The organism is Paenibacillus sp. FSL R5-192 (assembly GCF_000517845.1).
Classification (GTDB): domain Bacteria; phylum Bacillota; class Bacilli; order Paenibacillales; family Paenibacillaceae; genus Paenibacillus; species Paenibacillus amylolyticus.
In genome coordinates this window covers 97,263-120,000 of record NZ_ASPR01000043.1, presented here as the reverse complement: position 1 = coordinate 120,000, position 22,738 = coordinate 97,263, and the positions used below count along the sequence as shown (strand labels likewise).

The following is a 22,738-nucleotide window of genomic DNA, read 5'->3' as shown; positions in this document are numbered from 1 at the left end:
TACACGATAACAGCGATCGGAAGGTTGTTCTGTCATTGGAGTGGCAAGTCAGCTGAATACGGAGGGATACAAATGAAGGACTTGTTCAAAACGTGGACGAAGCGGGCTGTACTTGTTGCCATATCTTTCATACTCATTACCGGTATCGCCATTCCTGTGCATGAAGTCCGGGCGATGGAAGAAGATATTCCTCATTCTGTTATCCATGCTGCACAGGAAGAAAATATCCCGGAACCCGAGGGGCCCGAACTGGAGATTTACGCGGAAAACTTTGATGATCCCGACAATTTTGGCTCTACGGGCGGAATTGCATTGAAGGCACCATGGCGTCAGGACGGTGCGGGCGGGAGCAAGGCCAAAACGTCTTCTTCAACAACCGCACCATCCCAACCCAACATGGTCAAGATAGATGGAACCGATGCACTCGCGTTGCCACTTGATCTGACCGGATACGGAAACATTCGGCTAAGCTACTTCACAAGAGCTTCCTCCTATATAAGCGGAAGCGTGATTATTGAATGGTCGAAGGATGGAGGTATTTCCTGGACGACGTTGGAGACGTTTGAACTTCCTCCAGGAACTACAGATATGAAGAATAAGGAAGGCAATACCTTAAAAAGCTGGACGCTGGGTTCCGAAGGGAACAATAACAGTACAGTGAATATTCGATTTCGGACAGGAGATACCATGCAGGCCAACATGTATATCGATAATGTTGCCATTTACGGTCAGGCCATTCCGGGTATAACGCCTGCCCCTTCCCCAGTGCCGCCTGGAGAAGAGAATACTGAGTTTACGCCACCACAAGGAGTGACTTTATACGAGGATGTGGAGATTGGCATGGCTGGTGGGCGGGCAATGTATTCATCCATTGCCGTTCCCGAGACAGCGGCAGCTGAACCGATGCCAGTCATGATCTATATTCACGGAGGTGGGTGGAACCACGGGGATCGGAAGCAGGCATTGAACTCCATATGCAATTATGTGCTCAAACGCGGTTACATCGGTGTATCTCTGGACTACCGGCTGACGCCTGAGGCGCCTTTCCCTGCCCAGATTCAGGATGTCAAACTTGCTATTCGATATTTGCGGGCCCATGCCGCCCAGTACAATCTGGACCCCAGTCGTATCGGCGTCTGGGGATCATCTGCGGGCGGTCACCTGGCCGCATTACTCGGGACCACGGGGGACTTGGTCGTTGGTGATCCCGTCGTGCTTGATACAGGAGTCACGGTAGAGATACCAGATCTCGAGGGTTCTGGCGGATGGCCGGAGTATTCGGACAAAGTGCAGGCGGTTGCCGACTGGTACGGACCCGCTGATTTTATGACGACATTTGCCAATAATTATAGCTCGGTCACGGCTCTGCTAGGCGGTCATCGCGCATTGGATGTACCGGAACAGGCCAGACTTGCGATGCCGGGCACCTATGCTTCACCGGATGATCCACCGTTCTGGATTCGCCACGGGGATGCTGACGCCACCATTCCATACACGGACAGTGTTACCTTTGCAGAGCAGCTTCAATCTGCGGGTGTGCCGATTGTGGATGTGAAGATTGTACCCGGTCAGGGCCATGGATTTACAGGTACAGCTACCGAGAATGCCAATGCGGAGGCATGGGCATTCCTGGATGAACATGTGAAGAACCGGACCGTTACGGAGCCAGTTATTTTCAAAAGCAACTCCGAAGATACTTCATCTGGCGAGGGTGAAGAGGAAGAAGAACGACCGTTGATGGAGAAGGTCATCGCCAGCAAGCTGCCAAGCGACGATGCGGCGATTGATAGTAGCAAGCCTGATCTGAATCTCAATCAGGCTACAGGTTCCAGCACCGGATTACTAAGTATTTCTTCGACTACTTCCACCAAGAAGTATGTTTATTTCAAATTTGATATGACCGGAAATGAGCCGGAAGGAGATCGTTATCGACTACGGATTGCCGCCAAGAAAGGCACTTCAAATACCGATACGGAGTTGTCTCTTTATGGTTTGGATGCCACAGACTGGGGTGAATCATCACTAACCTGGTCGAATGCTCCCGTCCAAAGTCTGAGCGAAGCTTCGCTGCTGGGCACATTCCAGGTCACGGCAGATCGGAATGGAAGTCCGGCAGTCTATGAAGTGGATGTAACCGATTATGTGAAGGAACGTGCAGATGTTGGGCAAGTGGCATTTTTGCTCGCGGATGCGGGATCAACAGGTGTTTCCGTTAACGTCTATACCAAGGAAGCCAACGGAACGAGCAATCCGCGTCCGCAGTTATCTGTCATTGCTTTAATCGAAGAAGGCAGTGACACGCAGTCACCCGAATGGGAGCAGGGAGCTGAACTGGAGATTCGCAACTGGGGAACGGATTTTGCGGAACTGAGATGGCCCGCTGCCAGCGATGATACAGCTGTATCTGCCTACCGGATTTATCGGGATGGCGTTTTGTTGAGCGAACAAGGTAAGCAGTCATTTCGGGACAGCGGACTTGCAGCGGAAACACCATATACATTTCAAGTGAGGGCGATTGACGAAGCGGGCAACGTCAGCAGTGCTTTATCAACCGAATTGACAACCCTTGGCGTTCCGGTATCGTCCCTGCCTGTGGCTTCCGTCACGGCAAGTGGCAGCGACGGCAACCTGGCGACCAATACCCTCGATAATAACAGCTATACACGCTGGTCTGTTGCAGGAGAGGGGCAATGGATCACATTTGATCTGGGGCAGGCACAGCCAGTAGGTTATGTTGGAATTGGTTTTTACAAAGGGGATATCCGAAAGACATCTTTTGAGATGGAATCGTCTGTTGACGGTGAGCAGTGGACCCAGATATTTAATGGCGAAAGCAGTGGAGATACAACCGAAATGCAGGCGTTTGATATCCCGGACATATCTGCACGTTATGTGCGAATTACCGGACGTGGCAATTCCGATGGAAGTATTTACACAAGTCTGAGCGATGTGCATCTGTATGCCCCTTTTGCAGGGGGAGGGACACCTGTGGCTCTGATTCCATACATCGTGCCACAACCACCTGAAGGGACGATGCCCTTTATCGCCCCAGGTCTGACAGAAACAGATGGCACACCACATGCTGTCCATGCTCCACATGCCGTGACCGGACGTACAATTGATGTACGGGATTATGGAGCAGATCCTGCTGACAACACGAGTGATGACCGCCCTGCTATACAGGCTGCGATGGACGAAGCCAACGTTGGGGATGAAGTGTTTTTACCTGATGGAGTGTACAATTTGTTATCCGGGCCGGATTTGAGCACCAATCTGATGCTCAAATCCGGAGTGAATCTGAGAGGTGAGAGCCGTGAAGGAACTGTGCTCAAGACATCGCTGAATCAGGTGACGGGAAGTGCCGTTCTGAAAGCATCGGCTCAGCACAGCATTCTCGTATCCAACATGACCATAAATTCATCCTGGTCCGGCAGCTACACGACTGATCATCAATCCAATAACCCCTCCGCAGGGGGGCCGGATAGCATGATACACATCGCCAATTATGGTGAGGCACCATCGTATGACATTACGATTGACGGCGTAATTGTGGAGAAATTCAAACGAATGGCGATCCGCATTGAGCACAGCCGCGATGTTGTTGTGAAGCATGCAACCTTCCGCAATGCAACAGATCTGGGTCCTGGAGGTTCAGGTTACGGAATTTCAATTCAGGGAACGGCCAAGACCGATCGGCTCGGATTTGACAATGATACGTTATGGAATGTGGTGGAGGACAGCGTGTTTGAGGGACCTTATCTGAGACATGGAGCGTTGATCCAGTTTGTGGCACATAATAACGTGCTACGTGGTAATACATTTAACGGAACAAAGCTGGATGCCATTGATCTTCATGGTGAACTGGAGTATTTAAATGAAATCTCCGGCAATGTCATTACGGACGTATTGACAGGCGCAGGGATTGGGCTCGGCAATACTGGGGGTTCGGCGCCCAGCAACCACAGCAAGTCGGGCAAAGGAAACTACATTCATGACAACACAATTACGAACAGCCGAATCGGTATTTCGGTAACCATGGGTACCCCCGATACCCTAATTGAGGATAATCTCATCGAGAATACCACTATGATTGCAGAGGCAGCAGGGATCAAAGTGTTGAACGGACCGGGCACGGTGATTCGCGGCAATGTAATTCGTAACAATACGGCGAGCGGTTACTGGGGTGTGAGGCTTGAGCGCGACAAAGGCGATGCCGGAGCAGGCAATGTCGGCGAAGGGGACCCTGAGAATGTGTGGATTGAAAATAACCTTATTGAAGGGAATTCAAACGGAATCGGCCTCTTTGCCGGAGTAAACATTCTAATGAAGGCCAACATTCTAAACAATGTAGATGAGGACTACTACAAAGCAGCAGGTGTTACAGTTACCGAGTTATAAAGAATCAGAACAAATAGCCTGGCAGGCGTCTATATAAGTTGAAGCTCAATATTACACCATACTGCAATCGGAGTGATAAGGTGTAACATTTATAGTTCAACTTATGTAGCCTGATGGGCTACTTTTTGTTATGAATCCTTAATTTAAGATTCACTAAAGGTTCGTCCCCTACCATGGTTACATAAGCCTCAGTTGCTTAACAGAAATCCAAGAAGGAGGATTCATCATTTGAATATTTTATTACGAAAAGTTGCAGTAACGGCATTGTCCGTGACGATGGTAACGACATCTTTTGGTCTGATCGGAAGTCCGAATGCGGCATTTGCCGCAGAAAGTACAGCGACAACCACGAGTGTAGGCGTGACGCAAGCTTATGAATCGTTGTTCCAGACGGATAACGTCATTGATGTGAATGTAACGATTGATGATGCAGACTGGAAGAGCATGCTCGAAAGTCCGTTGGATAAGGATTATAAGAATGTGAGTGTGGAAGTGGACGGCAACAAGCTGGACAATGTCGGTTTCTCCACCAAGGGCAATCTGACCTTGAAAGCTGTAGCCTCAATGGAAGATTCGGACCGTTACAGCTTCAGACTGAAGTTTGATAAATACGACAAAACACAAACCTTGCTTGGATTGGACAAAATGGTACTAAACAATAACTACGCCGATCCATCCTATATGCGTGAAGTTCTTCACTATGAAGCACTGCGGAGTATTGGCATGGATGTACCAATGACGAACTATGTTAATCTGTACGTTAACGGCGAGCTGGTTGGTTTCTATACTGGCGTTGAAGCAGTGGATGATAGCTATCTGGAGCGCAACTACGGTGAGGATTACGAAGAAGGTGTCCTCTATGATACGGATGAGAAGAGTTATCTTCAATATGAAGAGGGCAGTGACTACAGTACAATCACCAAAGATTTGGGTACGGATAAGGACAAAGCCAAACTCAAAACCTTCATCCAAACGCTGAACGAGATGCCAGAAGGTGAAAAAGGTGATATTGAAAGTGTACTGGACGTGGATTCAGCGCTTCAATATATTGCAGGCAACATGGTTTTTGGCAACTATGACAGCTATAACGGCGACAAAGGACACAACTACATGCTTTACAGTGATGCCGCGGGCAAGTTCACCGTTGTTCCTTGGGACTTCAACATGTCCTTCAACGGGTACTCGGGTGGAGGTGGACGTGGCACAACAACCGGATCAACCACGACCAACACCAACGCAACGAACGTATCTGTGGACGAGCCGGTACTAGGCATTAACATGGAAAATGTACCGATGATTAACAACCTGCTTGCTGTGCCAGAGTATAAGGAAAAATATTTGAGCTACGTCAATGAACTGACAGACTATATGGAAGGTATTCAGGATCGTATTACTGACCTTGCCGATGAGATTCATCCTTATGTGGAAGCAGATCCAACGAAGTTTTATACGACAGAACAGTTTGAATCCAACATCGCTTATTCTGCAAATGCAGACGCAGCAGGTGGTATGGGCGGTACACCACCAGAAGGATTTGAAGGCATGGAAGGAATGACACCTCCAGATGGAACAACACCTCCAACTCAGCCGGGTGCTGCAATTGGAAACGGTACAACAGATGCAACAACGGGTACAGATAATACGCAGACACGCCCTAGTGGTAACTTTGGCGGTGGGGGTGGAGGCATGGGCTCCATGGCAGCCGGGTCACTGACGACATTTGCACTGAACCGTCTTGCGAATCTGCAAGAGCAACTTGGACGTGAAGTAACGCCTTTGCCTGAGACTTCGGAAGAGACAGGTTCGAATACCTCATCCGGAACAACCGACAAAACCATTACCGTAACTCTCGATGGTAAATTGATCACATTCCCGGATCAGGACCCACTGCAGCAAAGTGGCCGAGTAATGGTACCTGTGAACGCAATTCTCGAAGCACTAGGTGCAGAAGTGACTTGGGACAAAATGGCGAAGACGGTAACAGCTGTACTGAATGACCAGACCCTTGTGCTCAAGATTGGAAGCAGCACCGCAACCGTAAATGGAGAGACACTCGAAATTAATGCACCAGCGATCATTCAAAACAGTCGCACACTCGTGCCTGTACGCTTCATCTCAGAAGGTCTGGGACTTACCGTGGACTGGGATCAAACCGCTGCACAAGTAAGCCTTACATCCAAATAAGAAAATATTTCCTGCAGATCACCGTTGTTGTATGGAGAATAAGAAAGGGATTCGATGGTCAGATCGAATCCCTTTTTGTTCTGCTTTTCAGGTTAGACGGAGCGAACATCCAGCAAAATCCGGCCTCGTCCATGTCTGGCCTCACTTTTGGCATGCGCTTGATTCGCTTCACTTAAAGGGAAGATAGAATCAATCTCTGAGCGGAGGGAACCGTTAGCGATTAGCTGAGCGATTGTGTACAGATCCTCTGATGTCGGGAATTTGGAATTAAACTTGGCTGTAACGCCATACTGCGCTGCTTTTTCGGCAGAAGGCAGTTGAGTTAACGATACCAGGTTGCCCCCAGGTTTCAGAACACCCCATGAGCGATCTTCGATCTCTCCACCGACCGATTCAACAACCAGATCTACATTGCTTACCAGCTCTTCAAACAAGGTTGTCTTGTAATCAATCACTTGATCAGCACCCAATGAAGCAACAAAATCAACATTTGCAGCAGACGCGGTAGCAATAACATGAGCGCCTTTCCATTTTGCCAGCTGCACTGCGAATTGTCCGACACCTCCCGCAGCAGCGTGGATCAGAACGGTTTGCCCGGCTTCCAACTCACCTTCGGTGAACAGTGCTTTCCATGCAGCTTCAGCTCCGCCTTTAATGGTCGCAGCATCCTCAAAACTCAGGTCGTCTGGCATATGCACCAAATCCGTAGTAGGAGCCATACCATACTCTGCATAACTACCCTTCACATTACCAAAAACACGATCTCCCGGCTGAAAGGTATCGACACCTTCTGACACGGTTTCAACGATGCCAGACATGGCCGTTCCGGGTGTATAAGGTAGCTCTTTGACAAACACGTCCTGCAACCAGCCGTTACGAATCTTCCAGTCCAGTGGAATGGCTCCAGCATACTGAATGCGTACCAGAACTTCGCCGGCAGCTGGCTGGGGCTTATGGACTTCCTGTTCGAACTGTAATGTATCGGGTCCTCCGTATTGATAAATCTGAATAGCTTTCATTTTAGATGTATGCATTGTGTACACGCTCCATTCGTTAAGGAAATTTAGGATAGGGATGAATCAATCTGTGCAGCAATTTTCTGTGAAAGAGATAACAGCAAGTTCTTCTCTTCATCGGAGAGGCCAGCTGTGGTGATCTGCTCCACTTGGCGCCAGGCGTTATTCACTCGATCCTCCAGTGCGTATCCGGCTTCTGTCAGGGATACAATGGTCACCCGTCCATCTGTTTTGGAACGACTCCGAGTAACGAGACCGGCATCTTCCAGACGGCGAACAGACTTGGCTACGGTTGAGTGGTCCAAGCGAAGGGTGCGACCCAGAGAGTTTTGGGATTGATGATCTTGGGCATATAACTGCATCAGCATAATCTCTTGACCGGGAAAAAGCCCGGTATCCCGAATCAACTGCGCAGCAAGCCCTTTGTGAGAGCGCGCAAGAGCAAAAATGCTAAAACTGATGGGATAGTTCGCTACTGCACTGAATTCCTCATTATTTAATTCCTGGAGATTATCAGGCTTTTTGAAATCATCTTTGGCTGTCATCATGTACCTCAACTTTCTTAATTGCGTTGTCGGCAACATAAATATAACAATTAAATATGTGGTTGGCAACATAAAATGAATATTTACACGAAACGTAAAGGACAAAGAACCTGAAGAAACGGAGTGTTCGGCTACAAGCTTTCTGAAAGAAAGCTTCATCGAAAGGTTGTTCTGTCATCGGAGTGTCCAGTGTAAATATTCTTTAGTTCAACTTATACAGCTCCTCTAAATTTCCAGACAGCAGATCATTCTCACATAATTACGGAGAAAGCGGAAAAACTTTGATTTTTAATTTTTATTACTGTGATAAAAGTCACTGAAATATTATAAATATTGTGAAGACTCCTACCGATAAGACTATAGTGATATTCGAAACGGAATCGAAATTGGTTTGAATATCCCCACAATTACATAGGGAAAAGGGTGGCTCACACACATGCGAAGCATGAGCATCGGTACCAAAATCAGTTTGATCGTTATCAGTATATTTATCGTCTTCTCATCAGCCGTGGCGGTAAGTGTAATCCTGGAGATGAAGCAGGGGATCACGACATTTGCTACAGAGAAGGCAAAGAGCGATTTGGAGATGGCAAATAGTATCATTACATATAAGCATCCAGGAGATTGGGCCATTAAGAACGGACAATTATTCAAGGGAGATACCGCGCTGGAAGGCAACTTTGAACTGGTGGATGAGATTGGAGAAGCTTCTGGTGACACGGTGACGATCTTCCGAGGTGACGAACGTGTTGCAACAAATGTCATGGTGGACGGAAAGCGTGCTGTCGGCACGAAGGTATCGGACGAGGTCGCCCAGACCGTTTTGCAGCAAGGGGAAAGATACTTCGGTGAAGCCGTGGTTGTGGGTCAGAAATATCAGACGGCCTATGAACCAATCAAGAACGCATCCGGAGAGATTATCGGAATTTTCTATGTTGGCGCTTCTCAATCGTTAATTGATGTGATTATCTCCTCGTTCCTCAAGACATTCCTGATCGTATTCCTGCTTGCAATGTTAGTCGCAATTACCCTGATCCTGCTGTACGTTCGCAGGGTGAGAGTAAGAATCGAACGGGTATCCGTAGCGATTAAACGTGCGGGTACGGGCGATTTCACACAGCCAGTTGTGGACAACGTCCAAGACGAGATTGGTATGCTCGGCATGGGATACAATGAGATGAGAAGTAATCTCCAGGTCATCATTCAAGGAGGACTTCAAGCTGCGGAGAAAGCAGAGCATTCGACTGGGCTGCTACTGAAGATTGCGGACCAAACGTCCAAAGAATCGGCGCAGATTGCATCCTCCGTTGAACAAGTCGCACAAGGAGCTGAGAGTCAGACAATTAGTACGGAAGAAAATCTGCAGGCCATGGAAGAAGTGGCGATAGCCGTACAACGCATGGCGGACAAGGCCTCCAGCATCTCGGACTCTGCTTTGTATTCACGCAAACAGGCTGAAACCGGAGGTGAAGCGGTGCAACTTACCGTTCAGCAGATGTCTACCATTGAATCTTCCGTTACCACAACGGATGAAGTCATTCGTATGCTGGAAGGGAAGTCGGCACAGATTAGCCAGATGGTTTCCGCCATACATGAGATTGCAAATCAAACGAATCTGCTTGCTCTCAATGCATCCATTGAAGCAGCAAGAGCAGGGGAGCATGGCAGAGGATTTGCCGTCGTATCTACCGAGGTTCGTAAACTGGCTGAACAAGCCGGAGACTCTTCAGATCGTATTGAAGAACTGGTCGAAGCCATGGAACAAGATATGCAGCAATCGCTATCGGCCATGTCGAGAGTGAAGGACGAAGTACAGGAAGGACTGCGCTTGACCCGGGAAACGGAGCAAAACTTCAGCCTGATCCGGGATACAAACCTGCGTATTGCTACAGAGATTGAGGACATGGCTGCGACAAGTGAAGAGATGTCCGCAGGCGTGGAGCAGATTGTAGCTTCTGTGCATGAGATCGCTCGCCATGCGCAAACGGCTAGTACCAATTCACAACAGGCTGCCGATTCTGTCCATGAACAGCTCAAGTCGGTAGAGCAGATCAAGGCATCTGCGGCTATTTTGTCTGATGTGTCGACAGAGCTGCAGACCTCACTTAGTCCGTTTAAGATTTAATATCTGTTACAATAGGGAAAAGGAGGGACTACAATATGGCCCCTGATAAAACAAAACTTTTCCCGAATGAGAATATCCGTACGGTATGTTACATTCAAAACCTGCCGCCGCGTTCCAACGTGGACATCGGTGATTATACGTATTATAGTGACAACACAAATCCGCCAGAGCAATTCTATGACCGGATACAGCATCATTATGACTTTATTGGTGATCGCCTGGTCATTGGCAATTTCTGTGCAATTGCGGAAGGTGTGACATTCATTATGAATGGCGCGAATCATCGGATGGAGGGTATGACCACGTATCCGTTCAACATTTTTGGTGGAGGATGGGAGCGTGTGACACCTACACTGGAACAACTTCCATATAAGGGTGACACGGTACTGGGGAACGATGTATGGCTTGGACAAAATGTAACGATCATGCCTGGTATCACGATTGGAGACGGGGCAATTGTTGCCTCCAATTCAACCGTCGTTAAGGACATTGAACCCTATACGATTGTTGGTGGTAATCCAGCCAAGACTGTTAAAAAGCGTTTTGACGAAGAGACGATTGCACTGCTGCTGGAATTGAAGTGGTGGGATCAGGACGAGGAATGGCTGGATACGCATTTGGAACGTCTTGTCTCTGCATATGATCTACAGATCTTGCGCGAACTTCTGAACAGCAAATAGGCTGGATGTGCATTGTGCTTAAAAGACAAGAAAAGCTGGTTCCTGATGGAGCCGGCTTCCAAGCAAATCAGGCCCTGGACCGTTTTGAGCGGATCAGGGCCTCTTGTTGTCCAAGATGAAATGTTAATTTAACGGGTGGGTGGTCGTAGGGTACAATCAGACTTTGTTGATGGGGGCTTCAAATGAGTGTGATTTTCTGTATGATCCGAGTTTGTCTGTTTGCCTGAATAAAAGTTAATGATATCATCAACGGTAGTAAACACGACATTTAAATCCATATTATCATTGTGTGTTTGAATAAAAACCTCTTTTCAATAAGTTGTTGCGTTGTTTAATTCAAAGCTTCTTTCATGCTTAAGCCTGCTGTGAATACAGGAACTTTACCTGCAGGTAGTTGAATTTCTTTGCCTGTTTTCCGGCTTCTTCCCGTTCTTGCCTCACGCTTCTGCACTTCAAATTTCCCGAATCCGACCAGTTGAACTTCTTTGCCTTCTTTGAGAGCTTCGAGAATCGAATCCAATACAACGGTTACAGCTTTTTCAGCATTCTTCTTGGAGAAACCGCCAGCCTTGGCTACTTCTGTGATCAATTGTTCTTTATCCATGTGGAATACCTCGCTTTCATTCTTGGGATGTGGAAACTTTGCTGTGACACATATGTGTAAATAAAAAGCTGCCTTATTAATAAGGCAGCTTTCATATAATTAAAGTTTAGTAACGTTCTCAGCTTGTGGTCCACGGTTACCTTGAGTTACTTCAAATTGAACGCGTTGACCTTCGTCCAAAGATTTGTAACCTTCACCTTGAATTGCACTGAAATGAACGAATACATCTGTTCCTTCTTCAGTTTCGATAAAGCCGAATCCTTTATCCGCGTTGAACCATTTCACTGTACCTGTTTGCATGTGATTCCTCCAAAAAATAAGTTTTTAGCCGATCATTATGACGAGTATAATTTAAAATTGACACTCACCTGGTGCATTTAAACCACGAACTTGATGTCCGCTAATGTATCGATTAATATGATAATACCATGTCCGCTAATATAAGTCAAGATTTGGAGGTATTTTCTAATGAATCAGTCATCAGGGGTTTCGGTGCAGCGGGAACCGACAGTAGAGGAATTCATACATATGCTTGCTAAAGAGGGAGAATTGCATCCCAAAACCGTGAAGGAATATACAAGTGATCTGAAACATTTTATCGAATGGTACAAGGAAAGCACCATGCTCAGCGAAGAGTTCTCACTGCGAATTGAAGATGTGGATACATCCACTTTAGTCAGTTATCGTGAAGATGCTCACAAAGTTATGTTATTGAAACCAGCCACCATTAACCGGAGGTTGATTACGCTGAAGCGTTTTTTCAAATGGGCTGTCTTGGAATCCAGGATCAGTCATGACCCTTCCAAGCCATTAAAATTCATTCCGGAAGACAAAGTAAGTCCACGTCGAATGACTTTTGAAGAAGAGCAGGCATTCCTCGCGGCAGTGGAGTATGGTAATTCCCTTCGTGATCAGACCATCCTGACCCTTATGTTTCACACAGGCTTGCGAACGATGGAGGTATGCAACCTCAAGCCTCATGATATCGAACTTGGTAGACGAAGCGGTCACCTGACAGTGAGCGCCGATAAACGCAACGTGCAACGTAAGATCCCTTTGAATATACAGTGTGTTGTCATGTTGAATCAGTACTTATCTGATCTTGCTACCGATCGTGCGTACCTTTTTCCTTCAGAGAAGACAAATGATCGTTTAACGGAGAGAGCACTGCGCCACCTGATTAAAAAAGTAATGATAACAGCAGGGCTGGAAGGACTGAGTTCACACGACCTGCGTCATCGTTTTGGCTACGCCATGGCTGAGCATACGCCACTGCACCGTTTGGCCGAGATAATGGGACACACCAACCCAGATACAACAATGATTTATTTTAAAGCATTAAGTACGAAATCATCGTAGAGAACAAGAATGAAGAATCTGAATTATAATCACAGTCAAAACACCTCTTATTAGAAGTACTTCGAAATTTCCCGTGTTTGTATTACTTTAACCTACCTTTAGCATTCATATACTAACCTTCACATTTGACTTAGGCACTGCCCGACAGGGTTGCCTTACCTCCAATAAAGAAAGCGATTACATATCCCTGATAATATTGTATATTATGATGGCAACCTTGGAACAGATCAACGCTGAGCCTTTGCGTTTTGCTTCAATTCGTTGAGCCATAAGAAATCAAATGATTCACAATGCTACATATATATTCGTTGATAGGGCATAAGGCCGTCATCAAAAGGGAGGAATCCAAACGTGTACCGGGTACTGCTGGTGGATGATGAAGAAGATGTGCGTGAAGGACTTGTTGTAGAGGTCGATTGGGAAGCGCTCGATCTGCGGATTGTCGGTTTGGCTGAGAATGGGCGGGAAGCATTGGAGATGGCGGAGCGGGTGGAGCCGGATATTGTGGTGACCGATATCAGCATGCCATTCATGAATGGTCTGGAACTCGCACAAAGATTGAGGAAACGTAATCCACTCGTGAAGGTGGTCATTTTGACTGGATATGATGAATTTGATTATGCGAGGCAAGCCATCTCGTTAAGTGTGGACGAATATCTACTGAAGCCGTTCTCGGCAGGACATCTCACCGAACTGCTCACAAGACTGCGCGCTCAGATGGCGGCTGAAGTGGCTGAGCGTGAAGATGTACAGCAGCTGCGTGAGCACTATCATACCAGTTTGCCTTTATTACAGGCAGATCTGATGGCGACCTTGCTCCATCGACAGAAATCCTCAACATATATTCATAGTAAAGCCAAACAATGCGGATTGGATCTGACAGGAGAACGTTATGGGGTGTCCGTATTGACACTGCATATGGATGGAGATGTACAGAAGGAGAAGTCTGAGGGAGTATTCAGCGAGCCCCCACAACGACATAACAAAACAACATCCGAGGTAGCGGATCAGTCTGAGATATTCATTCCCGGAGGTTCCTTGCGTCAATCTGAGGATGCTGAGCTGAAACGCTTTGCGGCACTTAACATTGCGGCAGAAGTTTGGGCGGAGCATGGGGCTGGTCATGCCTTTATGCATCAGGAGACGATTGTCCTGCTCTATGTGGATCGTACGGGCGGTACAGATGGAGTGAAGCGGCAACAGAAGGCATTGGAAAATGTGATGCGCAGCATCAACCACTATTTACGTATCCCGGCTACGGTGGGCTCTGGTCAGATTGTGGATACACTCGCGGATGTGAATCATGCCTATGAAGATGCCCTGCTGGCATTGGATTATCGGCTTGTGCCGGGGACAGATTCAATCATATACATTGCGGACGTGGAGCGACAGACGGCGGGCAAGTTGCGGTTCGACGAGTTGAAGCAGCAGACGTTGACACGATGCCTGAAGGCAGGTACACAAGCAGAGCTGGAGGAAGCACTGGCGATCATTTTCCGGGAAATTACAGTGGAACACGGGCGAAGTGATATTCAGCTCTATTTAATTGAAGTGTTAACAACAGTATGGAAGGCAGCACAGGCATCAGGGGAAGAAATGGAAGACATCTTTGGTGCAGGGTTCCAGTTGTATGCGGATTTGTTCCGACTGCCGGGACTCACTGAGGCACAGAAGAAGGTACAGGAGGTCTGTCTACTCGTGCAACATCGCATTGCGAGCGGACGCCAGCATGTATACAAAGATATTGTCGAGCAGGCGTTAGTCTTCACGAAAGAGCATTATGCCGACCCGGACCTGTCCATTCAGAAGGTGTGCGGACATTTGCATATCAGCTCCGGTTATTTTTGTGGCATTTTCAAAAAAGAAGTACAGCTTACCTTCCTGCAGTACCTGATGCAGATCCGAATGGAGGCAGCGCGTGAACTGCTTCGCTCGACCGAGCTGAAGTCGTTTGAGATTGCGGAGCAGGTTGGCTTTGCCGAACCCAATTACTTCAGTTTTTGTTTCAAAAAACATATTGGTGTCTCGCCGAAAGAATATCGTAAACAGGCTTCCCAGGCGGCAAGTGAAGGTTCAATCCGATGAAGTTCTTGTCCAGATGGGTGAAATCCATGGGAGTTCAATTACGCTCTCGTCTGCGTTCGTCCAGAGTCAGCAGTATCCGGTTTATTATAACGTGGTCCTTTTCCGTCTTCATCGTCTTGGTGCTAACCATCATGGCGATGCTTCTGCATGACAAGTTCACGCAGGCTGCCGAGCGAAGTGCGGAACTGACGACGAGACAGATTGTGGATCAGGTTAGTTATAATCTGGAGGATTATGTCCGCAGTATGTCGCATCTGTACCGTGCCATTGAGGAACACATGCTGCGTGACGGGACATGGGAAGGGGAACTGGTGGACAAACAGCTTGACACACTGCTCAGCAGTCGTGAAGATATCATCTCGATTACTTTGCTTGATTCCACGGGGAAATTGCTCAAGAACCGACCTACAGCCGAATTAAAAACCAGCGCCCATGTGACACAGCAAGGGTGGTTTCAGTCTGCGCTTCGTGTGCCGGATCACCTGAGTTTCTCGTTACCTCATATTCAGAACATGTACACAGGCCCATATAAATGGGTCGTTTCCATGAGCAAAGGCATAACGATACGGCAAAATGGTCAGGATCGGCAGGTTATTCTGCTGGTCGATATCAATTTCAAACAGATGGATGAACTGAGCCGTCGGGTCAGTCTGGGGCAACGAGGATACGTGTATATCATTGATGAGAGTGCGGGCAATATCGTGTACCATCCGCAGCAACAATTGATGTATATGGGACTCAAAAGCGAGAATATCGAACAGGCTTTGGTGGCTTCCGGCAGTTACGAAGATGAAGCAGATGGGCAGAAAAGGCTGAATACCGTAAAGTCCGTTGCCAATATCGGGTGGAAAATCGTCGGTGTTGCTTATCTGGATGAGATTATGACAACGCGTCAGGAAGTGAACGGATATCTCATTCGTGTATTGGTCGTTGTACTGGTACTGGTCATTCTTGTCTCGCTGTTCTTATCCTCCAGTCTGACTCGTCCGATTCGGCGAATGGAACGTAAAATGAAGGCCGTAGAGCGCGGGGATTTCAACGTGGAGTTGCCGATTGAAGGGCCACTGGAGGTGGAACGACTATCCCGTCGCTTCAACCTGATGGTCAATAAAATTCGCACCCTGATGGATGAGATCATTCATGAACAGGAACATAAGCGGCGTCTGGAGCTGGAAGCTTTGCAGGCCCAGATTAATCCGCATTTTTTGTACAATACGCTGAATTCCGTGGTGCGCATGGTAGGCATGAGCCGCAATGAGGAAGTGATCACGATGATCACGTCTCTCTCTCGCCTGTTCCGCATCAGTCTTAGTCAAGGTAAAACGATTATCACGATCAGGGAAGAGCTGGAACATGCGCAGCATTATTTGACGATTCAACAGATGAGGTTCAAGCGCAAATTCAACTTTACCATCCATGCAGATGAGACGCTCCTGGAATGCCTGACATTAAAGCTAGTGCTGCAACCCCTGATTGAGAACGCCATTGTTCATGGCATCGAGTACCACATGGACGAAGGAAGTATTGAGGTCGATGTTTATCGTGAGGACAACAAGCTGGTGTTTCGCATTACAGATAATGGGGTCGGCATGACGGAAGAACAGATGTCGGGATTATTAAGTGGTCGTCCTGTGGTCAAAAGTGGTGCAGGCTCCGGCGTAGCGGTGCGCAATGTGCATGACCGAATCCGGCTCTATTATGGGGAGGGCTTCGGACTTGAATTTGCAAGTGAGTTGGAAGAAGGAACCACGGTCTGGATTCGGATTCCCATTCAATCGCAGCAGAAGGAGGGCGAGCCTAATGACAGACAATAAGGAGAATAGGAGCGATATCCACAGCCACAGAATTGTAGGGTCATACATTCGTACGTTTTGGAAAAAGGTTGCTTCGAGCTTCCCTGGAATCCGGAAACGTCGGTTAGTAACCCTGACAGTTGCAAGCTGCTGTCTGCTCATATGCAGCGCCTGTGGCTTATCGAGTCCCGATACTACGGCAGTACCGCCACGTATTGCGCTCATTACGCCAGCTGGGACAGGGGAACTTGCGGAAGCTATCCGGCTTGGCGCCGAAGCGGCTGCCAAAGAGAACGGAGCCGAACTGATTACTGTGGAAGCATACCCTTCCGATGGTGATGTGTACACGCCTGCCATTCTGGACTCTGCTGGAAGTCAGATGCAGGTTAAGCAGGCCAATGCAGGCCGTGGAACGTTGTCTCGCAGTGCGCGAGAGCAGGCTCAAGTGGAGGCCGCCGCATCGGCTCTGAAGCAGGGGGCATCAGCTCTATTGGTTGATCCCCTAAGTGAGAAGGCCCTTAGTGACATCATTCAGGAGGCACAGACAACGAATTCCGATGGAACCATTGTTCCTGTCATTGTGCTTAACGATGAATTTCCCGTGAAAGGCATCACCAGTTTCATCTCGATGGATAATGTTGAGGCGGGAAGGCAGGCCGGCCAGGCTATGGCGGAGCTCTTGGAAGGGAAAGGGCATGTGGCCTTATTGGGCCCCGATCCTCTTAATTCTGGTCTGATTCAGAGAGAGCAGGGAGTTATGGAAACCTTGGTACAGTATCCTAATATTCAAGTGGAACCCAAATCGATATGTAATACACGGGATGGATGTTGGCAGACTGCGAAGCAATTGCTGGACCAGCAGGAGGTAGATGGTTTCATTACTCTTCAGGAACCGGCTTCTCTGGGAGCAGCCGATGAACTGAATCGACGCAACTCTGCGGACAAGGTAAGGATTGTTGGATTTGGCAGTGAACAACAGCAACTGGAGCAATTGCAAGAAGGAGTCTTTGATCATCTCATCGTCCAGAATGGATACAGTGCAGGTTATCTGGGATTGAATCAAGCTGTTGCGCGGCTGAACAATCAACAGGTGCAAGCGAGAGTGTTACTTGAGACCAAGCTGGTTAGTACAGACAATATGTTCTGGATGGATAACCAGAAGCTGTTGTTTCCTTTTGTACAATGAACCAATGCTGGAACGAGTGCCGGAACGAATACTGAATGAAGAAATTAAGGTGTTTGTTAACTTGAGGAAGATTTCGATAGAACAGGTGAAGATATTGTATTCGAATTTAATGTAAACCCTTTCATAATAAAGACATCGGTGAAGCCGAATGAACTTGGGGGAGGTCATTAGGATATGAAGAAAACATGGATGACACTGTTGATTACGGCATGTATGGTTGTGGCGGCGGGGTGTAGTAGCGGCGGAGACAGTGCAGGTGGAAGTACGGGAACAGATACAGGAGGCCAGACAGCAGCCGGTACGGAAACGCCCAAGATTGGTGTTGCCATCTACAAATTTGATGATACATTCATGACGGGTGTACGTAATGCGATGACCGCAGCAGCGGAAGGCATTGCGACCCTGGATATCGTAGATAGCCAGAATGCACAGCCGACCCAGAATGAGAAAGTGGATCTGTTTGTGTCCAAGAAATACAATGCAATGGCCGTGAACCCGGTGGACCGGACGGCGGCAGGTGTCATCATTGACAAGGCTAAGGCAGCGAACATTCCAGTGGTATTCCTCAACCGTGAGCCAGTAGCTGAAGATATGAACAAATGGGATAAAGTGTACTATGTAGGAGCAAAAGCGGAGGAGTCCGGTACGATCTCCGGTCAGCTGATTGTGGATTACTGGAAAGCACATCCGGAAGCGGACAAAAACGGCGATGGCAAACTGCAATACGTCATGCTGAAAGGGGAACCGGGTCACCAGGATGCAGAGCTTCGAACCAAATATTCGGTTCAGGCGATCCAGGATGCCGGTATCGAAGTGGAAGCACTGGCGGAAGACACGGCGATGTGGGACCGGGTGAAAGGTCAGGAGAAAATGCAGGCGTTCCTGGCTTCCCATGGTGACAAGATTGAAGCTGTTCTCGCGAACAATGATGACATGGCCTTGGGTGCCATTGAGGCATTGAAAGCAGCCGGATACTTCAAGGATGGCAAATCCATGCCGGTGGTAGGTGTGGATGCAACAGCTCCAGCCATTCAGGCTCTACAGGATGGCACAATGCTGGGCACGGTGCTTAATGATGCCAAGAATCAGGGTGCAGCCACCGTGGCACTGGCTTCCGTACTTGCCAAAGGTGAGACACCAACAAAGGAAAATACCAAATACGACATTACAGATGGTAAATACGTCTGGATTGCATACAAGAAGATTACAAAAGACAACATCGCCGACGCCCAATAACAGCACGAGACAGGGACGTCCGACATTCGGGTAGCGTCCCTTTTTTGACGGTCATATGGAAGGGAGGAACCAAGATGGAGTCACCTTACCTGCTGGAGATGAATGGAGTTTCCAAAGCATTTCCGGGTGTGCAGGCACTAAGTCAGGTCACATTGAAAGTAAAGCCGGGGACGGTTCACGCCTTGATGGGAGAGAATGGAGCGGGGAAATCCACACTTATGAAATGTCTGTTCGGCATGTATCGTCCAGATGAAGGAACGATACGAATCGAAGGAAAGGATGTGGATATTCCGAATTCCAAAGCGGCACTTCAGCAAGGAATATCCATGATTCATCAGGAGCTGAACCCGGTCCCGCATCGTCCGGTGATGGAGAATATATGGCTGGGTCGTTTTCCGATGAGGGGAATACTGGTGGACGAGAAACGGATGTATACTGATACGCTGGCCCTGTTCAAGGACTTGAACCTGGATATTGATCCGAAGGCTCAGGCGGGAACACTGTCTGTCTCCAAGATTCAATCCATGGAAATCGCCAAGGCGGTCTCTTTTCAATCCAAAGTCATCGTCATGGATGAGCCAACTTCTTCCCTGACAGGCAAGGAAGTGGATCAACTCTTCGCCATTATTAATGAACTGCGCAGTCGCGGCGTATCCATTATCTATATTTCACACAAAATGGAGGAGATCCTGACGATCTCGGATGAAGTGACGATCATGCGTGATGGCTTTGTTGTCGGGACATGGGATGCTGCTGATCTAACGACAGATCTGATCATTACACGTATGGTTGGCCGTGATCTGGACGAACGTTTCCCGGAACGGACGAACGTACCCGGTGAAGTGATATTAAAAGCCGAGGGTCTGACATCAAGCCAGTCCAAATCGTTTTGTGATGTATCCTTTGAGCTGCGAAAAGGTGAAGTGCTTGGCATTGGCGGCCTGGTTGGAGCACAGCGGACAGAATTGATTGAGTCCTTGTTTGGACTGCGCGGACTCGCTTCAGGTACAATTTCGATTCATGGGCGCAAGGTGAAGATTAATTCCCCCGCAGCAGCGAAGCGTCATAACATTGCGTTGCTCACGGAAGAACGAAGGGTTACAGGGATATTCCCTGTATTGTCAGTGTATGAGAACACGATCATTGCCAGTCTGGGGCGCTACCGAAATCGTGTGGGCTTGCTGGACGAGAAAAAGGGCCGCGAAGAGGCACGTGAGCAGACGCAGAAGTTCAGAACCAAAACTCCTTCAGTTAACACGCTGATTCGAAACCTGTCTGGCGGTAATCAGCAGAAAGTTCTGCTGGCCCGTTGGTTATTGACCGACCCCGAGATTCTGCTGCTGGATGAACCGACACGTGGAATCGATGTAGGAGCCAAGTTTGAGATTTACACCATTATTACGGAACTGGCTCGTCAGGGCAAAAGCATTATCATGATTAGCTCAGAGATGCCCGAACTGCTGGGTATGTCGGATCGCATTATGGTGATGAGCGAAGGGCGTCTCACCGGAATCGTGGACGGAGCCGAGGCAACTGAGCAGGATATTATGAGGCTGGCCGCGCAGCAGCGGATGGCTTAGTCAGGAGGGAAACAGATGCACACACAGATGATCAATCAAGTGAAACAATATGTAACACAACGCGCCATCTTTATTGTACTGATCCTGCTCATTATTGGTATTGCGATTGCGGATCCGAATTTTCTGGCCTTCTCCACACTGCGGGACATCTTGCAGCAATCCTCCACACGGGCCATTATTGCGCTCGGTGCAGCCTTTATCCTTGTCACGGGCGGGGTCGATCTATCCGCTGGACGGGTGGTTGGTCTGACAGCGGTTGTATCGGCATCGATGTTGCAAATTGATGAATATGCCAATCGCTTCTTCCCCGATCTGCCGCAGTTATGGGTGGGTCTGCCGATCCTTGTCGGGATTACCGCGGGTCTGTTCGTGGGATTGGTAAATGGACTGATTGTCGCCAAATTACATGTGCCCCCATTTATCGCAACGCTGGGCACAATGGTTGCTGTGTACGGACTGAACTCCATTTATTTTGATACGGAACCCAACCAGTCACAGCCGATCGGAGGATTGAGACCCGATTTTACGGTTATTGGCTCTGGATACATTGATCTGGGCGGGGGTTATTCCATCCCGTATATTGTCCTCATTGCTATTGCGGTGGCATTAGTCTGCTGGGTGATCTTTAACAAAACACGTCTCGGCAAAAACATGTACGCGATCGGTGGCAACATTCAGGCAGCGCATGTATCCGGGATTCATGTGGCTCGCAACCTGGTGACGCTGTATGCCATTGCGGGTGCACTGTATGGTTTGGGTGGTGTGCTTGAGGCAGCACGCACAGGTGGAGCAACAAACAATTACGGTAACATGTATGAGCTGGATGCGATTGCTGCATGTGTGGTAGGCGGCGTATCAACGGCAGGAGGTATTGGAACGGTACCCGGGGTTATGGCGGGTGTGCTGATCTTCGGGGTCATCAACTATGGTCTAACGTTTATCGGTGTAAGTCCATACTGGCAGTTGATTATCAAAGGATTGATCATTGTTGCTGCGGTGGCTTTTGATATCCGTAAGTATATGGCGAAAAAATAAGATTAACGTGAAAAGGTTACACCGTTGTACTCCGAGTGCAGTACTATCCTCCGATCGCCCTTATCCCCTGATTTTCTTGATTCCCTATATTAATAGGGGAAAATAAGGTGATAAGCGTATGCTTCCGATGTAGCTTTCTCCTAGAAAGCTTTAGGCGAACGCTATCGCTTCTTCAGATTGGTTCTGCACTCTACGTTATGGTGTAAAAATTCCATTCATCTTATATGGAAAAGCAGCAAAGAAGCCAGCCCTCGGGATATAGAGAGCTGGCTTTAATTGTTATGCATTTACAAACCAATCTACGACAGTAATTATAGGGCCAATAATGCAAAACACTAGCATAAACGCAGCCACGTTACAGGCAACACTTGAGCCATAATGTGAACGATTTTTTTTGGCTATCCAGATGGTAGGGATCCAGAAGATTGCTGTGGCTACAAAGGGGATATGAAGTCCTTGATCTCCGTTACTATAAATAGGCAAGTTTAATAGTTCGAATAGTCGATAACCTAACCTGAAATTTTCTTCTCCCCACCCGTAGTTAAAAGCGAATCCCATAGCCAGTATGAGCAGAGATAGAGTACCCAGACCGAAAGGTTTTCGTTGTGTTGTCATGTGATATCCTCCATTACCAAGTATTTATCCTAAATTAATCCATTAATGTATTGTACCACAATATTGATCTATGCGAAGAGGAATTGTTTCACTTTTGTTGATTACAATTACATCATATGTCCTATTGCCTTCATAATTTATACATTCGTGCGAATTTGGCGAGCCTCCACTAATCGACAACATCAGCTAATCATAATCGATATAATACATGTACATAAGTTATTTGATGTGAGTTTTATGTCAAAGGGGGCGAGGCTGTTTGCTTAGTTACACGATGAAAATGGTGATATTCCCGCT

Annotated in this window: 16 protein-coding genes; 11 read left to right on the top strand and 5 right to left on the bottom strand. The window is 47.9% G+C overall.

Going from position 1 to position 22,738, the window contains the following annotated elements; translation table 11 throughout:
• Positions 1 to 72 precede the first annotated feature (72 nt).
• A complete protein-coding gene (locus C161_RS20785; protein ID WP_036672492.1) occupies positions 73 to 4,398 on the top strand; it encodes an alpha/beta hydrolase fold domain-containing protein in 4,326 nt (1,441 codons plus the stop codon).
• 228 nt (positions 4,399 to 4,626) lie between these two features.
• A complete protein-coding gene (locus C161_RS20780) occupies positions 4,627 to 6,582 on the top strand; it encodes a CotH kinase family protein (RefSeq protein ID WP_036672491.1) in 1,956 nt (651 codons plus the stop codon).
• A 92-nt stretch (positions 6,583 to 6,674) separates the two neighbouring features.
• Here C161_RS20780 and C161_RS20775 read toward each other — a convergent pair whose 3' ends face one another.
• Positions 6,675 to 7,616, bottom strand: coding sequence for an NADP-dependent oxidoreductase (locus C161_RS20775; RefSeq protein ID WP_051449845.1), 942 nt, complete (start codon positions 7,614 to 7,616; stop codon positions 6,675 to 6,677).
• A 29-nt stretch (positions 7,617 to 7,645) separates the two neighbouring features.
• Positions 7,646 to 8,146 carry a MarR family winged helix-turn-helix transcriptional regulator gene (locus C161_RS20770; RefSeq protein WP_235193876.1) on the bottom strand — a complete coding sequence of 167 codons (501 nt, stop codon included), beginning with the start codon at positions 8,144 to 8,146 and terminating at the stop codon, positions 7,646 to 7,648.
• A gap of 433 nt (positions 8,147 to 8,579) precedes the next feature.
• On the opposite strand from C161_RS20770, the gene C161_RS20765 reads away from it, so the two are divergent.
• Both C161_RS20765 and C161_RS20760 read left to right on the top strand, forming a co-directional pair.
• Positions 8,580 to 10,268, top strand: coding sequence for a methyl-accepting chemotaxis protein (locus C161_RS20765; RefSeq protein WP_036672490.1), 1,689 nt, complete (start codon positions 8,580 to 8,582; stop codon positions 10,266 to 10,268).
• A gap of 35 nt (positions 10,269 to 10,303) precedes the next feature.
• Positions 10,304 to 10,948, top strand: a complete 645-nt coding sequence (locus C161_RS20760; protein WP_036672489.1) for a Vat family streptogramin A O-acetyltransferase — start codon at positions 10,304 to 10,306, stop codon at positions 10,946 to 10,948.
• A 331-nt stretch (positions 10,949 to 11,279) separates the two neighbouring features.
• On the opposite strand, the gene C161_RS20755 is transcribed toward C161_RS20760, so the two are convergent.
• Positions 11,280 to 11,552, bottom strand: a complete 273-nt coding sequence (locus C161_RS20755) for an HU family DNA-binding protein (RefSeq protein ID WP_036606368.1) — start codon at positions 11,550 to 11,552, stop codon at positions 11,280 to 11,282.
• 99 nt (positions 11,553 to 11,651) lie between these two features.
• Entirely contained in the window at positions 11,652 to 11,852 is a 201-nt protein-coding gene (locus C161_RS20750; RefSeq protein WP_017690333.1) for a cold-shock protein, read from the bottom strand.
• A gap of 168 nt (positions 11,853 to 12,020) precedes the next feature.
• Between C161_RS20750 and C161_RS20745 the strand changes: the two genes are divergently transcribed.
• From C161_RS20745 to mglC, 7 genes are all read left to right on the top strand, one after another.
• Positions 12,021 to 12,911, top strand: coding sequence for a tyrosine-type recombinase/integrase (locus C161_RS20745; protein WP_036672486.1), 891 nt, complete (start codon positions 12,021 to 12,023; stop codon positions 12,909 to 12,911).
• 351 nt (positions 12,912 to 13,262) lie between these two features.
• Positions 13,263 to 14,996, top strand: coding sequence for a response regulator transcription factor (locus C161_RS20740; protein ID WP_036672483.1), 1,734 nt, complete (start codon positions 13,263 to 13,265; stop codon positions 14,994 to 14,996).
• Positions 14,997 to 15,022: 26 nt separating this feature from the next.
• Positions 15,023 to 16,810: a sensor histidine kinase gene (locus C161_RS20735; protein ID WP_051449863.1), complete on the top strand. Its 1,788-nt coding sequence runs from the start codon at positions 15,023 to 15,025 to the stop codon at positions 16,808 to 16,810.
• Complete coding sequence (locus tag C161_RS20730; protein ID WP_051449844.1) at positions 16,797 to 17,975, top strand: substrate-binding domain-containing protein; 1,179 nt, start codon at positions 16,797 to 16,799, stop codon at positions 17,973 to 17,975. Before C161_RS20735 ends, C161_RS20730 begins: the two co-directional genes overlap by 14 nt.
• A gap of 174 nt (positions 17,976 to 18,149) precedes the next feature.
• Positions 18,150 to 19,211: a galactose ABC transporter substrate-binding protein gene (locus C161_RS20725; RefSeq protein WP_036672480.1), complete on the top strand. Its 1,062-nt coding sequence runs from the start codon at positions 18,150 to 18,152 to the stop codon at positions 19,209 to 19,211.
• Between the two features lie 74 nt (positions 19,212 to 19,285).
• The gene (locus C161_RS20720) at positions 19,286 to 20,791 is read left to right on the top strand and encodes a sugar ABC transporter ATP-binding protein (protein WP_036672479.1); all 1,506 of its coding nucleotides are present in this window, start codon (positions 19,286 to 19,288) and stop codon (positions 20,789 to 20,791) included.
• Between the two features lie 15 nt (positions 20,792 to 20,806).
• Positions 20,807 to 21,826: a galactose/methyl galactoside ABC transporter permease MglC gene (gene mglC / locus C161_RS20715; RefSeq protein WP_036672477.1), complete on the top strand. Its 1,020-nt coding sequence runs from the start codon at positions 20,807 to 20,809 to the stop codon at positions 21,824 to 21,826.
• 279 nt (positions 21,827 to 22,105) lie between these two features.
• Here the strand turns inward: mglC and C161_RS20710 are convergent, their stop codons facing one another.
• The gene (locus C161_RS20710) at positions 22,106 to 22,441 is read right to left on the bottom strand and encodes a hypothetical protein (RefSeq protein ID WP_036672474.1); all 336 of its coding nucleotides are present in this window, start codon (positions 22,439 to 22,441) and stop codon (positions 22,106 to 22,108) included.
• Between the last annotated feature and the right edge of the window lie 297 nt (positions 22,442 to 22,738).